Source organism: Labilibaculum sp. DW002, assembly GCF_029029525.1.
Taxonomy (GTDB): domain Bacteria; phylum Bacteroidota; class Bacteroidia; order Bacteroidales; family Marinifilaceae; genus Paralabilibaculum; species Paralabilibaculum antarcticum.
This window is the reverse complement of the sequence record NZ_JAKJSC010000001.1, coordinates 954,801-971,983: the sequence shown is the minus strand read 5'-3', so window position 1 is coordinate 971,983 and position 17,183 is coordinate 954,801. Positions and strand designations below refer to the sequence as shown.

The window sequence follows — 17,183 nt, the reverse complement described above, 5'->3', positions numbered from 1 at the left end:
ATATAGAGATCATTGCTCAAGATTTGGTTGTTTTCCATGGAGATAATTATTAATTTAAAAAAAAATAAAATTAACATCATATATGCGACATTTCTACCTACTCATCAGACTTTCGATATCGATGTGTCTGTCTGTTATTATTTTTTCTTGTAATGAAAGCACGGTTGATCCAAAATTATATGGATCGATAAGTGGAACAGTGACTACTTCAGAAGAAGGTCTCCCAATGGAAGGGGTGAGCATCTCAACTAGTCCTGGAACAACTTCCGTTTCTACCGATGTTGAAGGGAAATTCTTATTGGATGATGTTTTGGTCGGAGATTATTCTGTCAGTGCTAAAAAGGAAGATTACACAGGCGTAAATACCAGTATTAAGGTTGGTGAAGGACAGGAAGTAGTGATGCAGATTATTATGCAAATTGCTCCCGATGAAACTTTAGCTCCAGCTGAGACGGTATATGTAACACCTATAGATGCTACTGCGAATTTAGCTACAGAAATAGAGTTGGTCTGGAATAATGGCGAAACCGAGAAGGGAGATACCTTATTTTTCGATGTAATCCTTTATGAAGATGGAGAGTTTGAAGGCGATACGATTGCTGAAGGAATTATGGATACAACATTTGTAGCAACAAATTTGAAATTCGAAACAAATTATCGATGGAAAGTTGATGCAAGTAATCGCGCTCGTTATAAAACAGAAGGTAGAGAATGGAAATTTAAAACGGAAGATTTTCCTAAAAACGGATATTTATTTGTTAAAGATACTTTGGGTAGTAAAAATATTTATTCTTGGGATTTAGCTGATAATCATTTAATAGCATTGACAAATCTTGGCGGCAGTGAGGTGAATCCGAGAATTTCTCCTAATGAAGAATTGATTGCATATGCATCAAATCAAACTAGTGCATACCATATTTACACTATGGATGCAAAAGGTGAAAATGTATTTAAAGTTACAAACGATAAGTCTGTTGCAAGTTATCACAACAATGGAAATGGATTTGTTTGGTCCCCTACGGGAGATCAGTTATTGTTTGGACACTATGGAGAGTTGTATAGTATTAATTACAATGGTACAGGTGAAAATAAAATTGCAAATGCTCCAGTTGATAGAGAATTTAAATCTTGTGATTGGACCGAACATTATAATAACACATCTCAGGAAAAAATTGCTGTTTTAACGCAAGGAGAGAAGCCATATGATAATGAAATCTACTTAATGAATACAGATGGGTCTGATTTGTTTTTGTTGGTTGACAATTTAGAAGGAACTTTGTCAAATCCACATTTTTCTCCAGATGGAACTAAAGTGATTTTTTCTCTAGATAGTTTATTTGAAGATGATAATGGACGACAATTAAATGCTAAAATTTATAGTATCGATATTGATGGTACGAACATAACAAACCTTTCAGGAGATGATAAGCTTGCTGGTACAAATGACCTACAAGCTCGTTTTACTGAAACGGGTGGTAAGATTGTATTTATGAATGTTGCCAATGATGGTGAGGGAGAAAAAAGTATTTGGATTATGGATATAGACGGTAGTAATAGAGAGAAAATTATTACTAATGGAGAAATGCCTGACTTGTATAATCCTTAATTATGAATTTAATAAGAGAATAGAAGATATAAAAAAAGCCTTCCAAATGGAAGGCTTTTTTCAATATTTTCAAAAGCTGATTAGAATCTTCTTTCTTTAATTCTAGCTTTCTTACCTGTAAGCTCACGTAAGTAGTAAATTCTAGCTCTACGAACACGACCTCTTTTGTTCACTTCAATCTTGTCGATAAAAGGAGAACTTAAAGGAATAATTCTTTCTACACCAACGTTACCAGACATTTTACGGATAGTAAAAGTCTTAGTTGATCCAGTACCTTTAACTTGGATAACAACACCTCTAAAGATCTGAATTCTTTCTTTGTTTCCCTCTTTAATTTTGTAAGAAACACTAATTGTGTCTCCTGCTCCAAATTCAGGAAGCTCTACGTTAGTAGCAAATGCTTGCTCAGCAACTTTAATTAAATCCATCGTAATGATTTTTTTTAGATTCACGAACGCAATGTAAACATATATAACTGTCTTGATGCCAGAGATTACGCACGAATTCGCCGCAAATTTAATAAAAAATATGATATAAACATCTCTTTGTTATGAATATTGTTGTTAAAAATAAGGAGTAATGGAAAATATAGTTAATCTGAGAATGGATTAAAATAGTTGGAATAAAAAAAAGGAGTCGTTCGACTCCTTTTCTATTCATTATATCATATGATATTAATGGCCATCACCACCAATAACCTTTAATTTATCACCTGTTGTTTTAACAATTGTTTCATAATATTCTTTACTATAACCAGGTTGTTTCATTGTTGGGTTCTGCTTGTCGCCATCCTTAGTTTTGATGTTACCATCCATAAACTTAGCAAATAGATAACCGTAGAAGTCTCTCCACTCATTTGTAAGGTTGTCACCTTGGTTACAAGAGAAATCGGTTAAGAATTCGATTGCAGCAGCTTCGTTAGTTTTAAACATACCTTCAGCAGCCATATCGATAATCTTAGTGAAGTTCTGGTATTTTGTTTCAAGAGCAACTTGTTTGTCTCTTATTTCAGGGTGAATTGCATTGTAACGCGTATAAGCCAAGTTAGTTACTTGGTTGAATACCCAGAATGCAGATTTGTTGGTGAAATCCATCATTTTACCATTACCAACAGCAAAAGATTTAGGAACACGTGTAGATCCACAATACATTGGGAAATAAACCGAAGAAGCAGCATCGTCAACACCAAACCAGTTGATTCCACCTACAGCATCGGGTAACCAGTCACGAGATTGTGCTACAAAAGAGAAACCTGTTTGTTGAGTTGCTGTTGCACGTTCGTTGCAATAAGTTACACCGTCAACTTCCCAAGTTAATGGTCTCCAACGGTAAGGGTTGCCAAATGGACCAGCACCCATATCTTTAGACATATCCAATTCTGTTCCTTCAAGGTGATCTCTCATGGCATCCATTAGTACCGAAAGCTCAACTTTTTTATCTGGCTTAATCCAAAGAGGCATACGGTTGCTTGCATAACCTTTTTTATCAAGTTTTACATTTCCTTTTGCGTAATCGAAATGCTTGTCCATGTCCTTGCTTACGCGGTTAAAGAAAGTCCAAACGCGCATTTCGCAATATCGTGCTCCACCAAAATCTACAGGACCATAAGAATCGGAGAAACTAAAGTTTTTGTTTTTTCCATCCTTAGGGTATAAAGCTTTTTCTTTGGCAAAAGAAATAACATCCTTAGCATAAACAGTTGTAACTTCAGGATTGAAAATTTTATCCATTTTGTCAGAAGAGATGGATGTTTTGCCTTCCAATGGGAAAGTTGTGATACGAGCGTGGTTTCCGTGTCCGCTCACATAGCCATCAGGAATCATACGTGCTACCCAAACAGCACCTTTTTCGCCATTTCCTTTTCCAATCATTTCAAGAATCCAAACCTCATTTTTATCAGAGATTGAGAAAGATTCTCCTGAGCTATAGTAACCGTAAGTTTCAACTAATTCAGTCATTACTTTAATAGCCTCACGAGCTGTTTTAGAACGTTGAAGTGCTAAATACATTAAACTTCCGTAGTCGATTAAAGCACCTTCTTGTGACCCCAATTGCTTAACGCCACCCCAAGTGGATTCGCCTATAGCCAATTGAAATTCATTCATGTTTCCAACCACATTATATGTGTGTGCAACCTGAGGAATTTGACCTAAATACTTTCCGGTATCCCATTCATAAACATCAATCATAGTACCTTCTGCCCAATCAGCAGCAGGGCGGAAGTAAAGCTCACCATATAAAACGTGTGAGTCAGCTGCATAGGTAATCATGTTGGAACCATCAGTGGAAGCACCACGAGTGATTAGGTAATTAGTACATGCACTAGCATTTGGTGTTGAGAAAACAGACACCAACAGCGCAAGCGCGGTAAGTACAAAAATCTTTTTCATGTTTAGCTATTTTAAATGAATTCAAATCTGAATTAAATCGTTTTCGATCGTACAAAAATAGAAAAAAAAATCATAGGTAAAAGTGATAAAAGTCTCTATTTATAAGAGTTTTGAGTGTTGTATAAGATATTTGTTTGTAAATAATACTCTATGGTACATAAGATTGCCTACCAAATGAATTCTTCCTTGAAATTCGATTTGTTTCCTATTTTGTCAGTAACTATTAGTTGTAACTTGTGTTTTCTCCCTGAAATTAGTCTCTTTTTGTCGAAAGTATAGAAGAGCAGTTTATTTTTTTCATCATATTCAAATAGAACCCATTTTTCATCAATTAAACCTTTGTACGATTTAATACCTGATAGCTCATCATCAATAGAAAAACGAATAGATTTCTGACCTTTTAAACTGTTTAAAGCAAAATTAGTTCTGGCCTTAATGGTAGGAGGTACTGTGTCTATCGCAATCGTAAAATCACCGAAATATCTTGTTTTGGTTTTCATCGACCCATCAAAATAAATCCCACCTTCGTAGGATAAGCTTTTGTCCTTATTAACTCTAACAATAAGTAGTTTTTCTGATTTGTGATTAGGAATAGTTCTTGGTTTTATAGATAAAGTGTAATAAGTATGTACAGGAACATTTTCATTTTGTATGGAATAAATATCGGAATAAAAGTTAGAATCCTTCTTTACCGAATAGTTAAATTTTAAATCTGTGTAGAAGCTATTTTTTGGAAACTTAATTTGGATTCCGGAATTTTCGTAAATATTTTCTGTTTCCCAATTTAATAGTTTTGTAAATTTCTCTTGTGGAAATGCTTTTATACTCGTAGCTCCTTTTGCATAAACTCTCAATTTCGATATGTTATTTTTTGCGTCAGATATAATGAAGTCTATTTTATAACTTTTTTCAGATTTAAATGAATAAACCCCATTGTTATTCATTTTTGAGTAAATACTAAGTTGATTGTTGGGATCCTTAAATGTTTTGTGAATGCGTTTTTTCTTAGTAATATTCAACGCATAGTCCATATGGCTGTTAATAAATCTTGATTTATCAAAAGAAAATTCTTTAAATTTATAATTAGTTTGTAAACTATCGTTGATATTCATTTTTAATTCGAAAATTCCACATTTACCCCATGTGTTATCCATGTAATCATTCGTTTCCAGAGCAAAGCCAATCTGACCCAATAAGCGCACTTTAGGATCTCCTTTTAAATGATAAGCATTATTATAATAGGTAACGGAAAATTGTTGTCTTGTATTATGACCATTAACACTACTTATAGAATCAAGAGGATAGATGTATAAATTGAATATTTTAGGAGGAGTTGTATCCTTTATTCGAAATCCAAAAAGTAGTGGATTTAATGGATGTTCCGATTTTGTGTCTCTAATCTCAAAATGCAAATGTGGACCAGCAGAAGATCCAGTATTCCCAGAGTAAGCAATTATATTTCCTTTTTTGATTTGTATTTGATCCTTTTTAAGTTCCAGGTCGAATTCGAATGAGTTCTTTTTGTATTGATGCGCTTTTATGAATTTTTCAATTTCTGGATTGAAATGATCCAAATGAGCATAAACAGAAGTGTAGCCATTAGGATGATTGATGTAAATGGCTTTCCCGTAACCACCTGCTGCAATTTTTATTCGGCTAACAAAACCATCAGCAATGGAATAGACTTTTTTTCCTGTGGTAAAAGTTCGGATATCAATACCTGAATGAAAATGATTATTTCTTAATTCTGCAAAATTTCCTGATAAGGTCATTGTGAAATCAACAGGAGCTCTAAAATAATTTTGAGGAAATTTAGCATCCTGCGAAAATGTTGTAAAGCTTACTGAATTTAGTAGAAAAAATAGGCATGTGATTATGTTTGTTGTGCTTAGCTTCATCGTAATTGTAAAAGATTCGTGTAATGATTACCAAAACTACAAAAAAAAGCTTTTTTTTCTTAAATGATTTACAAAATACGAACTAATATATTTGATTATCTTCTCAGCAATGTTAATTTTGTAAAAGAAAAATTTTAATGATGGACCAAGAACCAAACGAAATAGTAAATAGTTTGAAAGAACAGATTTCAGAACTAATTTCGTTGTACAAAAAATCCAAGGAAGAAAAAGAATCTTTAATACATGAGAAGTTAGAACTTATGGAGAAGATTGAAAATCTGAATAGGGACAAGGAAGAATTGGACCATCAATACAATACATTAAAGTTAGCCAAAACATTTGCGGCAAATAGTGGAGATTCGCAAGAGGCTAAGGTTAAAATTAACCGAATTGTGCGGGAGATTGATAAATGTATTGCTCTTTTAAACAGGTAGAATTTGTTTATGGACGAAAAACTTTCGATAAGAGTTAATGTAGCAGATCGTTTCTATCCTTTAAAGATAGATCGGAAACAGGAAGAGGTTATCCGAAAAGCTGCAAAAATGATTAATGAGAAAGTATTGCAATACAAACAACGATATAAAGATAAAGATACTCAAGATTTTTTGGCAATGGCCTCATTACAATACGTTATAAAGGTTATTGAAGCAGAAAATAAGACCGATGTTTCACCAGTTTTAGATGAAATTAAAGTGATGGAGCAGGAGTTAAGAGAATTTTTGGATAAAGAGTAGTTTACTTTTGAATAAAAAAGTAGAAACCCGCATTATTTCTTAAGCGATTAGCAATTTTAATGTTATGTAGTGATTTTCTCGTACCTTAAAGGTCGTTAAAATAATACTATTTAATGTTATGACTGCAAGCCTGAGTGATAGTGCGGGTTTTGTTTTATATATATAATAATATTGACTTAATATTCTATGATATGATTGAAATAATAATAGGGTCCATTGCTTTTGTTGGCGGGGGTGTTGTTTCTTACTTTGTTTTGCAAAAAGCTCTTAAAACTAAGAGCAGCTCAATAATTAAGGATGCCCAATCCGAAGCAGAGGTTCTCAAAAAAGATAAAATCTTACAAGCAAAGGAAAAATTCTTACAACTTAGAACCGAGCATGAAAAGCAGATTAATGCAAAGAATGCAAAGCTTTTAGTTGTTGAAAATAAAGTAAAACAGAAAGAAAATGCAGTAAATCAGCGTGTAGAAGATTTTCAGCGTAAGAAGAAAGAAGTTGATACCATACGTGAGAACTTAAATGTTCAAATGGAGTTGGTTGAAAGAAAAGAGTTGGAATTAGAAAAATCTAAGCGTCAACAAATTGAGCAGTTGGAGAAAATTTCCGGCTTATCAGCAGAAGAGGCAAAAAATCAGATTGTAGAATCTTTGAAAGAAGAGGCTAAAACTGAAGCTATGTCATATGTAAACGATATCATGGAGGATGCTAAGATGTCGGCTAATATGGAAGCTAAGAAAGTTGTTATTAAAACAATTCAGAGAGTAGCTACTGAAACTGCGATTGAAAATTCAGTGACTATTTTTCATATAGAATCAGATGAAATTAAGGGACGTATTATTGGTCGCGAAGGACGTAATATTCGTGCACTGGAAGCAGCTACAGGAATTGAAATTATTGTAGATGATACACCGGAAGCAATTGTACTTTCAGGTTTTGATCCGGTTCGCCGTGAAATTGCTCGTTTAGCCCTTCACCAATTGGTTACTGATGGTCGTATTCACCCGGCTCGTATCGAGGAAGTTGTGAATAAAACGCGTAAGCAAATTGAAGAGGAAATGGCTGAAACAGGTAAGCGCACAGCTATTGACTTAGGAATTCACGGTTTGCATCCTGAGTTAATTCGTATGATTGGTAAGATGAAATACCGTTCGTCATATGGACAAAACTTACTGCAGCACGCTCGTGAAACGGCTAACCTTTGTGCTATTATGGCGACAGAACTTGGTCTGAATGCTAAAAAAGCAAAACGTGCAGGATTGTTACATGATATAGGTAAGGTGCCAGATGATGAGCCAGAGTTGCCACACGCAATTTTAGGTATGAAATTGGCCGAGAAATACAAAGAGAAACCAGATATTTGTAATGCAATTGGAGCTCACCATGATGAAATTGAAATGACAACTTTGCTTGCTCCGATTATTCAAGCTTGTGATGCTATTTCAGGCGCTCGTCCAGGTGCACGTCGCGAGATTGTTGAATCTTATATCAAGCGTTTGAAGGACCTTGAAAACCTTGCTCTTTCGCATCCAGGTGTGTTGAAAACATATGCAATTCAGGCTGGTAGAGAATTAAGAGTAATTGTAGGTAGCGATAAAATTTCTGATAAAGAAGCAGAAACTTTATCCTTAGATATTGCTCAGAAAATTCAGGATGAGATGACTTATCCTGGACAGGTAAAGATCACGGTTATTCGTGAAACTAGAGCCATTAACTACGCTAAGTAGATAAACAATTATAGGTTAAAAAAGCACGCTTCGAAAGAAGCGTGCTTTTTTGTTATAAGGATTTGAATAATTCTTTGAAATTTGGAATGTAGCTATTCAATTTTAACTTTTTGTACACGCTAATTTCGTGCTGTACCAACCTTTTTATTAGACTATTATTCGATGTGGGAAGATAATATTTAGAGTTATTCTCTATGTTTTTTGTTGAAATAATCTGCGCAAGTTCCTTTTGTCCGAAAACGGTTCCTTTATCGATTGGGTTAATGTAAAAAAGAATTGAGTCGGAAGGTGTACGTTTTGATTCTGGGTGTTGTTCGTTTTTATAGCATAGTAAAACACTTCCAGGCAAATTAATGCCATAGACAGGTATGTTTAACTCTTGGGCAATTCCAGCGTAAATAATGGCTAGAATAATGTAATTACCATTTTTTTGAGATAAAACAGTTCCAATATCGCCGTCCCAATTAGTAGGCTGGTTAGGAGGAAGTGGATGATAATTATGAATGTTGTAGAAAAAATGGTTAAGAATTTTAATCTTTTCCAATGCAGTATGATGCTCGTTTAGTTCAAGGCTAACATCGTACTTTATTTTCTGAACATTTTTTCGAATAGGATCCGTTAAGAGGTTTGGATTGTAACTTTGATTGATTAATATAGCTCCATCAATCAAATTTGGTGATTCGGAAGCGGCCCATTTTATTAGATCCTTCTTGACATTAGTGAATTGAATTTTGTTGATAACTGATTCCAACCTTTCCTGGTACATTTCATTCTTTGAATTGAACCACGAATCTTCTAATTGAGGTATCGTACTTATCGGTAATTCTGCTAGCTCCTTTTCAATACTTCGATAAATTTCTTGATCAGGATCATCCAGTAAGGACAATAGAGCAGCTAATTTATTCTTATTCATATCAATAGGTTTAGTCCTCACTAAATATAGTAAAACCCGCAAGGAAAAACAATCTTGCGGGTTAAATCTTTGATAATAAGGGTAAAAGCTATTTGCAAAGTCGATCTAAAACGGTTTGAATCAACTTTTTTATCGTTGGTTTATAGTCTTTACTTGCATCTTTATTGATTCTGTTGGCAATAATTGCACAAACTGCTACCGATTCGTGGCCTAACATTGCTGAAAGACCAAAAATTGCCGAGCTTTCCATCTCATAATTTGTAATTTTTTGCCCCTTGTATTCAAATGCTTCAATTTTATCATTCAAATCCATGTCAAGAGTTTTCAAACGGAGAACTCTTCCTTGTGGACCATAAAAGCCATTTGCTGAAATGGTTATACCTTGAATCATATCTTCACCGTCAAGTTGATCTACAAGTAATTTAGATGCAGGTACAACATAAGGAGATGCTAGTTTTTTATCCCAGTTCACAAATTGTTTGAATGCCTCTTCAAAATCAAGCTCTGATACAGAATCTCGATTTGCATAAAAATTAAGCATTCCATCAAAACCAATTGACTTTTTTGATAATAAGAACGAATCTACCGGAATGTTTCCTTGAAGCGATCCTGAGGTTCCAATACGCACAAGCGTTAGAGTTTTGTGTTCTTTCTTAGGAATTCGAGTTTCCAAATCGATATTCACCAAAGCATCTAATTCGTTTACTACAATATCGATATTGTCTGTTCCAATTCCAGTTGATAAAACTGAGAAACGCTTACCTTTATAAGTACCGGTTTTAGTTACAAATTCGCGATTCGAAATAGTTAACTCAACTTCGTCGAAATAACTGGCAACTAATTCCACTCTGCCAGGATCACCAACAAGAATAACTGTGTCAGCCAGGTCTTCTGGTCTTAAGTGCAAGTGAAAAACGCTTCCGTCAGGATTAATAATTAGTTCTGATGATTTAATTGGTTCCATATGTTTTAAAATTTTACGAGAGCAAAGAGCCGAAATTATGTAATTTTTCTCAATCTTCAAACTAACATCTTATTTTCTTTTGATAAGAAAGGTGTATTTTTTATTTAGACGCTACACATACCGTAATATCTAATATTATTGTACTATATTTAACATGAAATAGAAAATAATTGAAACAGTAAATATAAAAAAGATGAAGAAACAACCTTATTTTTTAATAGTACTAGGTATAATGGCCGTAATTTTGGTCTTGTCAGGATCGAGTATGTTTAAAACGCTTCAGCCTGGTGAGCGTGGAATTATTTTCCGTAAATTCTCAGACGGATTAGATAAAGAAAATGTCTTTATGCCAGGTTTCCATGTGATTGCTCCTTGGAATGACTTACATGTATATGATGTAAAGGAACAAAAAAGTGAAGAGACTATGGATGTTTTGGATAAAAGTGGATTATCTGTGAATATTGATGTGTCTGTTCGTTTTAATCCAACTTATAATAAAATTGGATATTTACATGAAATCTTTGGTAAGAATTATATCAACCAATTAGTTGTTCCTGAAGTACGTTCTTCGGTTCGACAAGTCGCTGGTCGTTATACTGCTGAAGAAATTTATTCTACTCGTAGAAAAGAAGTTGAGGATGCTATCATTACAGAGACTTCTTTAATTCTTAAGAAGAACAATATTGAAATGAAAGCTCTTTTAATTCGTTCAATTAATCTACCTGCAAAAATTAAGCAAGCTATTGAAAGTAAACTTAAACAGGAGCAAGAAGCTCTAGCTTATAAATTTAAGCTTGATCGAGAGAAGAGTGAGGCTGAAAGAAAGCGTATTGCAGCGGAAGGTGAGGCAAAAGCAAATAAGATTATTAATAGTAGTTTGACTACTGCTCTACTGAAGATGCGTGGAATTGAAGCAACTATTGAATTGTCGAAATCACCTAATTCAAAAGTTGTTGTTATTGGAAGTGGGAAAGAAGGTATGCCTCTAATTCTTGGAAATAACTAGGAATATTTAATCCTAAATATAAGACGAACCGCTTGAGCAATCAGGCGGTTTTTTTTGTGTATTTTTTCAATGGACTGTTCGTTAACGTACGTTAGTGTTCCAATAACGTTCAGTTATAAATAACATACAATTATTTAAGGGCTTGATAATTAGTGCTAGGAGATGGCTTGGCATAAAATGTGCTTGTAAACGGATGACAATCTGAATTGCCATCATGCTATTAACCAATTGCCCCTAAGTGACTATGAATAAATTGCCATTACTAATTTGCATTTTCATTCTTTTTATTGCCTTGCCTACTCAAGCATTGCAAACCAAAAAAGAAATATCTGCTATCCGCGTTTCCTCTAAACCAATAATTGATGGGAAGCTAACCGATGATATCTGGAAAGGAATTCCTGTTGCAACTGATTTTATCCAATTTGAACCTTCAAATGGTGCACCTTCTAATTTTAAAACAGAAGCAAAATTTATTTATACTGATCAGGCGATTATAGTTGGTGTGATGATGTATGATAATGAGCCTGAAAAAATATTCAAGGAACTGAGTAAAAGAGATGAGATTAATAATTCTGATTTTCTATCCTTATTAATTGACCCCTTTAACAATGGATTAGATGCATTTGAATTTATTGTTACACCTGCAGGTGTACAGTGGGATGCTAAGGTTGTAAAAGGAAATGAAGATTCTAGTTGGGATGCTGTTTGGAACAGTGCCACAGTGATTAATGGAAAAGGATGGAGTGCGGAATTTGAAATTCCCTATTCGGCTTTGCGTTTTCCTACAAAGGATGTGCAAACTTGGGGTATTAATATAATTCGAAATATTCAAAGTGTTAGAGAGAAAATTAGTTGGAATTTTATAGATAAAGAAGAAGATGGTTGGGTCGGTCAATCAGGTATATTAAATGGAATTGAGAATGTTAATCCTCCTGTTCGTTTGTCTTTCACACCTTATTTTTCAACTTATATAGACAAATCTTCAGATCATTCATCTGTAGAAATGAATTACAGAGGAGGAATGGATTTAAAGTATGGGATTAATGAAAGCTATACTTTGGATATGATGTTGGTTCCCGATTTTGGTCAGGTACAATCTGACGATGAAATATTAAATCTGTCTCCGTTCGAAGTGAAATTTGATGAAAATAGACAATTTTTTACCGAAGCTACTGAGTTGTTCGATAGAGGTGAAATTTTCTATTCGAGAAGGGTTGGTGGACGTCCTATTAATTTATATAATGTAGAGGATGAGTTAAAAGACGATGAAGTTATCACAGAGAATCCGATTGAAACAAAAATAATTAATGCGACGAAAGTATCAGGGCGAAATTCAAAAGGATTGGGTATAGGTGTATTTAATGCAATGACGAAAAATACTTTTGCTGAAGTTAAAGATACAATTACCAGTGTAGAACGTAAAATTAAGACGCAGGCATTTACCAATTATAATATGTTGGTGGTGGATCAAAGTCTCAAGAATGAGTCCTATGTTAGTCTTTACAATACGAATGTTTACATTCCAGAAACTGATTATATCGCAAATGTTAGTGGTACAGAATTCGAATTCCGAAATAAGGAAAGATCATATAGTCTTCAAGGAAAAGGAATTGTTTCGCAACGATTTGAAAAGGGAGAATCAGATGAAATAGGACATTATCACGAGATGGAATTTGGTAAAATTAACGGAAAGTTTACTTGGGATTATTACCATCGAATGATTTCAGATCAATACAATCCTAATGATATGGGATTTTTAAATCGGAATAATCAGATCAATAACAATTTGAATTTCTATTATAACAATTCAGATCCCAAGGGAGCTTTGTTGGTTCGAAATGGAAACATTCGCTTTCACCATGAGGCAAGATATTCACCTCGAAGATTTTCAAGGTTTACCATTTTTTACAATGCTCGAGTTAAATTTAAAAATCACATATCAACTGGTATTTATGGGAATTTTAGACCAATACATCAATATGATTTTGATGAGCCGAGAATTGATGGAATGAAATTGAGAAAAGGATCTTCGGCATTTATTGGTGGTTGGGTATCATCTGATTACCGAAAAGCCTTGGCAATAGATATTAGAGGTGAATATGGTAAAAGATTATCGACAGATAACTTAAGAGTGTTTGAAATGGAGTTTGAATCTCGTTATCGCTTTAGTGATCGGTTCATGATGGAATACGAAATAGAGTGGGGAAGAACCTTAAATGATTTAGGCTACGTTGATGATGAAGAAATTAATGGGAATTCAACAGTTTATATTGGAGATAGAAACAGAACTTATGTTGAGAATAAACTATCGAGTGATTATATTTTCAATAACAAAAGTTCTTTAAGTTTAAAAGTTAGACATTATTGGGCAAAAGCAGAATACAATAGCTTTCATCGCTTAAAAAATAACGGACGACTAGCGAGTACCGATTATAATGAAAATAATGATATCAATTTTAACAGTTTTAATATTGATATGGTTTATTCGTGGAGATTTGCTCCAGGGAGTGAATTAGCTGTGGTTTGGAAGAATACTATTTTTAGTGATGATGATAAAGTAGCTCATCGCTTTGTAAATAACTTGAAAAACACATTTGATGCGACGCAGTTTAATAGTTTGTCGGTCAAAGTTTTATATTATATCGACTACATGTCGTTAAAACGAAAAGGTTAATAACCTACTTAAATTTTGCAGAATTAACTTGCTGTAAAAGCTTGCAAAAAATCGGCTTTGTTATTAGGGGTAATTCAACAAAGTTTTTATTTTTTTTTACTAAGTGTGATTAGTTAGTAACGTAATGATGGTAAAAAGCAGCAATTGAAAATTTGCTGCTTTTGTATTTAAGTTTAAATTTGTAGCAAAAATTAAATATACGATGATACAAAGAATTCAATCTTTATACCTATTAGGGAGTTTTATTTTAATTGCAATGATGTTCTTTTTTCCTTTAGCTGAGCTAATTGATGCATCGAATGTTGCATATGAATTTATTTACCGCGGTATACCAGCACTTGTGGAAGGTGAGCCTGCAGTTTTTAATGCATTACCTGTAGCTGTTTTATTAAGCATTATTGCTTTAATTGGCTTGGTTACAATTTTCTTATTCAAGAAAAGAATGTTGCAAATTCGCTTAACGATCTTTAATATGATTTGTATGATTGGTGCGGTGGGATTGATCTACTATAGTATCAATAGTCAGGCAATAGAATTGGGAGCCATTGCAAATTATAGCATTATTAATGCATTCCCATTGGTTGCATTGGTTTTATGCTATTTGGCAATTAGAGAAATTGGAAAAGACGAAGCTTTGATTCGTTCTATGGATCGAATTCGATAAGCGACCACAAAATAAAACAACAAAACCGGCTCAAAAGGCCGGTTTTGTTGTTTTAATCAGTGAATAGTATCGCTTATAATTTCCTTCACTTATTTCTTTTGTAGTTTTTCCTTTGTTTTCTTTTTCATTACGGAGTATCCAAAACGCCCAACCAATTCTCCTAGTTCGAAGTAATGACCATGAGAATAGGCTATCGGACCCGATTTAGCTAAAGAAAATCCTCCTTTTTCGTCAATGTATCGTTCATCGGCTTGAACGTTTACAACTTCGGCCATAAACATGTCATGCGATCCTAACTCTATAATTTTGGTCACTTTACATTCTATGCTCAAAGGAGATTCTTCTATAATGGGTGCAGATATCTCTTTTGATTTGCCAGGAGTTAATTTCATTTCCTTGAATTTGTCGAAATCTTTACCCGATTTAACACCACACCAATCTGTTGCAAAAGCAAGATCTTTCGTTGTTAGGTTGATAACAAACTCGCCGCTATTTTTAATAATATCGTAAGAATGTCGGTTTTTGCGAACCGATATATAGCACATTGCAGGATCAGAACAGATGGTGCCTGTCCAAGCAATGGTAATGATATTATAATCTTCAGGTGTACTGCCGCAGCTTACCATTACAGCAGGCAAGGGGTAAACCATTGTACCAGGTCTCCAGTGTTGTTTTGTCATACTCGTAAAGTTTAGACCTTAAAATTACAAATAAGTCTTTCTTTTAAGATCAATTGAGTGTATTTATTCGATCGGAAATGAAAAATACTTACATTTGCCTCGTACAACAAGCGACTAAATTACTAATAAGATGAATAAAGATATAGAGAATAAGATAATCGAAGCAAGGAAGCTAGAGGCTTCGGAGGAGTTTCGATCTGCCTTGGAAAAATATCAGGAGGTAGTTGAGGAAGATAAGGAAAATGTAGAAGCTCTTTTTAAGGTGGGAGAAATGTATCACCAGTTAGGGGAGTTACCTGCAGCAATGAGTGCCTATTTTCGTGTGACAGATATTGAACCAGATCATAAAAAAGCCAAGGTAAAAGTTGAGATGATTAAATCGATTATGGATTATTTTAATCCTGACCTTTATAATCCTTGATTTGATTAAAATATAATGATTCTATGAGCCTGACCTGTTTAAGTCAGGCTTTTTTATGAATTACTTTTTTTGACTATGCTTTGTATAGTTTTATGCTCTCACAATTGATGATGTCAACTGGAAGGTATTCATCTTTGCTTATTTTATGTTGTAATAAAACATGCTCGAACAGTTTCTTGACTGCTTTAAATCCTTGTTGATATGGATGCTGGCCAATTAAGAAGTTTATACTTCCTCTATTCAGGTAGTGAATGTTTTGATCGATGGGATCGAAGCCAACCAATATGATATCGTTCAACTGATTCGTTTCGAGGTATCGAGCAATTTTATAGACTTTGGAGCCAGTTGTGAAAATGGCCTTAATGTTTTTATTTTGCTTTAAAACGTGATTTAGCTTTTCTTTAATTAGGTCTGATTTTGACTTTGGAATCTCGATTGATATTTTTAATCCCTCGTTATTCCCCTTATCCATAAAGTAACTTAGAAAACCTTGAGTTCGCTGATTTAGGTGAAGAACATTTTCAAGATTTTTAGCCAAGTTGACTACTAGAACATCTGCATTTTTAGAAATGCCAAAATCAATTAGGTTTGCTGCGACTCTTCCACCGTTGTATCCATCGCTTCCTACGTAGGCTAAATAATTACTATTTTCTAATTTGGATTCAATAAAAACGTATGGAATTCCTTTTTTATCGAGCTTTTTTGTGAAAGCTAAACTTTCTTTAGTGAAGATAGGAGAGAAGACTACACCTGCTGGATTTAGCTTTAAAATGGCTTCGGTTTGTACAATAAAGTCTTGCTCGTTGTAATGTTCGAAAAAGTACTTCTTTACAACGACTTGAAATTGTTCTAATTCTTCTGCAGCTTCACTAATTCCATCCAAAGGTCTTCTCCAAAAAATATCTTCTTCGGTTGGTGTTGGCAATAGCGAGGCGAATACACATTGTTTTTTTGAAGTTAAGGCTCTTGCAATAAGATTAGGCTGATAATTGTTTTTCTTGGCAATCTCTAGGATCTTGGTCTTCGTTTCTTCAGCAACTTCACCTCGATTGTGAAGAACACGATCTACTGTTCCTACCGATACGCCAGCTTGTTCAGCAATGTCTTTAATACGAATTTTCGCCATTTTTCTCCTTTTTCTAGATACTCAGAATAGGACAGCAGTTTATTCTGAATAGAAAGTTTACAATTATAGTTAAAGAACAAAAATAAGTGTTCTGTTCATATCAATAGAATGTTTTTACAATTATTAATCAATTAAAATGGAATTGCTAATAATTAATGTGTAGAATGTCTCTTTTTCAAAATTAAAGTTGATAAAAATCACATTTTTGATTAATTGAATCGCTACAATTACATAAATTTCACAATCACATGTAAATTAGCTATTGGTATTGATTTTGAGCTTACAGATATTTAATGAGTGTATGATTTTTGCCCTATTCTGCACTATTGTAATCCTTGTATGGACTTGGATTATCTAATTTTGGTCAGACTTCTTTCTGTAGA

At 33.9% G+C, this 17,183-nt stretch carries 15 protein-coding genes; 8 read left to right on the top strand and 7 right to left on the bottom strand.

All coding sequences use genetic code 11. The annotated features are described in order from the left end of the window. Window positions 1-82 precede the first annotated feature (82 nt). A complete protein-coding gene (locus L3049_RS03725; RefSeq protein ID WP_275108446.1) occupies window positions 83-1,606 on the top strand; it encodes a carboxypeptidase regulatory-like domain-containing protein in 1,524 nt (507 codons plus the stop codon). Between the two features lie 80 nt (window positions 1,607-1,686). Here the strand turns inward: L3049_RS03725 and rplS are convergent, their stop codons facing one another. The 3 genes from rplS to L3049_RS03710 form a co-directional block, all read right to left on the bottom strand. Beyond that, a complete protein-coding gene (gene rplS, locus L3049_RS03720; protein ID WP_275108445.1) occupies window positions 1,687-2,034 on the bottom strand; it encodes a 50S ribosomal protein L19 in 348 nt (115 codons plus the stop codon). Window positions 2,035-2,280: 246 nt separating this feature from the next. Beyond that, window positions 2,281-3,996 (bottom strand): dipeptidase, encoded by a 1,716-nt coding sequence (locus L3049_RS03715; RefSeq protein WP_275108444.1) that lies wholly within the window; start codon window positions 3,994-3,996, stop codon window positions 2,281-2,283. Between the two features lie 167 nt (window positions 3,997-4,163). Then, on the bottom strand, window positions 4,164-5,894 hold the full coding sequence (locus L3049_RS03710; RefSeq protein WP_275108443.1) for a M23 family metallopeptidase: 1,731 nt from the start codon (window positions 5,892-5,894) through the stop codon (window positions 4,164-4,166). A 137-nt stretch (window positions 5,895-6,031) separates the two neighbouring features. Here L3049_RS03710 and L3049_RS03705 point away from each other — a divergent pair, with 137 nt between their 5' ends. From L3049_RS03705 to rny, 3 genes are all read left to right on the top strand, one after another. Continuing rightward, a complete protein-coding gene (locus tag L3049_RS03705; protein WP_275108442.1) occupies window positions 6,032-6,328 on the top strand; it encodes a hypothetical protein in 297 nt (98 codons plus the stop codon). 9 nt (window positions 6,329-6,337) lie between these two features. Continuing rightward, window positions 6,338-6,628 (top strand): cell division protein ZapA, encoded by a 291-nt coding sequence (locus L3049_RS03700; RefSeq protein WP_275108441.1) that lies wholly within the window; start codon window positions 6,338-6,340, stop codon window positions 6,626-6,628. Between the two features lie 191 nt (window positions 6,629-6,819). Further along, window positions 6,820-8,352 carry a ribonuclease Y gene (rny, locus tag L3049_RS03695; protein ID WP_275108440.1) on the top strand — a complete coding sequence of 511 codons (1,533 nt, stop codon included), beginning with the start codon at window positions 6,820-6,822 and terminating at the stop codon, window positions 8,350-8,352. Between the two features lie 52 nt (window positions 8,353-8,404). Here the strand turns inward: rny and L3049_RS03690 are convergent, their stop codons facing one another. Beyond that, window positions 8,405-9,265, bottom strand: coding sequence for a transglutaminase family protein (locus L3049_RS03690; RefSeq protein WP_275108439.1), 861 nt, complete (start codon window positions 9,263-9,265; stop codon window positions 8,405-8,407). A gap of 88 nt (window positions 9,266-9,353) precedes the next feature. Beyond that, complete coding sequence (locus L3049_RS03685) at window positions 9,354-10,229, bottom strand: nucleoside phosphorylase (protein WP_275108438.1); 876 nt, start codon at window positions 10,227-10,229, stop codon at window positions 9,354-9,356. Window positions 10,230-10,422: 193 nt separating this feature from the next. Here L3049_RS03685 and L3049_RS03680 point away from each other — a divergent pair, with 193 nt between their 5' ends. The 3 genes from L3049_RS03680 to L3049_RS03670 all read left to right on the top strand — a co-directional run bounded on the left by L3049_RS03680 (window position 10,423) and on the right by L3049_RS03670 (window position 14,573). Next, complete coding sequence (locus L3049_RS03680) at window positions 10,423-11,235, top strand: prohibitin family protein (RefSeq protein ID WP_275108437.1); 813 nt, start codon at window positions 10,423-10,425, stop codon at window positions 11,233-11,235. A gap of 244 nt (window positions 11,236-11,479) precedes the next feature. Next, window positions 11,480-13,909 carry a DUF5916 domain-containing protein gene (locus L3049_RS03675; RefSeq protein WP_275108436.1) on the top strand — a complete coding sequence of 810 codons (2,430 nt, stop codon included), beginning with the start codon at window positions 11,480-11,482 and terminating at the stop codon, window positions 13,907-13,909. A 202-nt stretch (window positions 13,910-14,111) separates the two neighbouring features. Continuing rightward, a complete protein-coding gene (locus L3049_RS03670; protein WP_275108435.1) occupies window positions 14,112-14,573 on the top strand; it encodes a DUF4293 domain-containing protein in 462 nt (153 codons plus the stop codon). An 89-nt stretch (window positions 14,574-14,662) separates the two neighbouring features. Here L3049_RS03670 and L3049_RS03665 read toward each other — a convergent pair whose 3' ends face one another. Then, window positions 14,663-15,253 (bottom strand): flavin reductase family protein, encoded by a 591-nt coding sequence (locus L3049_RS03665; RefSeq protein ID WP_275108434.1) that lies wholly within the window; start codon window positions 15,251-15,253, stop codon window positions 14,663-14,665. Between the two features lie 130 nt (window positions 15,254-15,383). Between L3049_RS03665 and L3049_RS03660 the strand changes: the two genes are divergently transcribed. Then, window positions 15,384-15,674 (top strand): tetratricopeptide repeat protein, encoded by a 291-nt coding sequence (locus tag L3049_RS03660; protein ID WP_275108433.1) that lies wholly within the window; start codon window positions 15,384-15,386, stop codon window positions 15,672-15,674. Between the two features lie 73 nt (window positions 15,675-15,747). Here L3049_RS03660 and L3049_RS03655 read toward each other — a convergent pair whose 3' ends face one another. Further along, complete coding sequence (locus L3049_RS03655; RefSeq protein WP_275108432.1) at window positions 15,748-16,800, bottom strand: LacI family DNA-binding transcriptional regulator; 1,053 nt, start codon at window positions 16,798-16,800, stop codon at window positions 15,748-15,750. Window positions 16,801-17,183 lie beyond the last annotated feature (383 nt).

What these genes read in the sequence shown, in the direction of transcription:
- L3049_RS03725 (WP_275108446.1), top strand. Translation starts at nt 83, where the DNA reads ATGCGACATTTCTACCTACTCATCAGACTTTCGATATCGATGTGTCTG.
- rplS (WP_275108445.1), bottom strand. Translation starts at nt 2,034, where the DNA reads ATGGATTTAATTAAAGTTGCTGAGCAAGCATTTGCTACTAACGTAGAG.
- L3049_RS03715 (WP_275108444.1), bottom strand. Translation starts at nt 3,996, where the DNA reads ATGAAAAAGATTTTTGTACTTACCGCGCTTGCGCTGTTGGTGTCTGTT.
- L3049_RS03710 (WP_275108443.1), bottom strand. Translation starts at nt 5,894, where the DNA reads ATGAAGCTAAGCACAACAAACATAATCACATGCCTATTTTTTCTACTA.
- L3049_RS03705 (WP_275108442.1), top strand. Translation starts at nt 6,032, where the DNA reads ATGATGGACCAAGAACCAAACGAAATAGTAAATAGTTTGAAAGAACAG.
- L3049_RS03700 (WP_275108441.1), top strand. Translation starts at nt 6,338, where the DNA reads ATGGACGAAAAACTTTCGATAAGAGTTAATGTAGCAGATCGTTTCTAT.
- rny (WP_275108440.1), top strand. Translation starts at nt 6,820, where the DNA reads ATGATTGAAATAATAATAGGGTCCATTGCTTTTGTTGGCGGGGGTGTT.
- L3049_RS03690 (WP_275108439.1), bottom strand. Translation starts at nt 9,265, where the DNA reads ATGAATAAGAATAAATTAGCTGCTCTATTGTCCTTACTGGATGATCCT.
- L3049_RS03685 (WP_275108438.1), bottom strand. Translation starts at nt 10,229, where the DNA reads ATGGAACCAATTAAATCATCAGAACTAATTATTAATCCTGACGGAAGC.
- L3049_RS03680 (WP_275108437.1), top strand. Translation starts at nt 10,423, where the DNA reads ATGAAGAAACAACCTTATTTTTTAATAGTACTAGGTATAATGGCCGTA.
- L3049_RS03675 (WP_275108436.1), top strand. Translation starts at nt 11,480, where the DNA reads ATGAATAAATTGCCATTACTAATTTGCATTTTCATTCTTTTTATTGCC.
- L3049_RS03670 (WP_275108435.1), top strand. Translation starts at nt 14,112, where the DNA reads ATGATACAAAGAATTCAATCTTTATACCTATTAGGGAGTTTTATTTTA.
- L3049_RS03665 (WP_275108434.1), bottom strand. Translation starts at nt 15,253, where the DNA reads ATGACAAAACAACACTGGAGACCTGGTACAATGGTTTACCCCTTGCCT.
- L3049_RS03660 (WP_275108433.1), top strand. Translation starts at nt 15,384, where the DNA reads ATGAATAAAGATATAGAGAATAAGATAATCGAAGCAAGGAAGCTAGAG.
- L3049_RS03655 (WP_275108432.1), bottom strand. Translation starts at nt 16,800, where the DNA reads ATGGCGAAAATTCGTATTAAAGACATTGCTGAACAAGCTGGCGTATCG.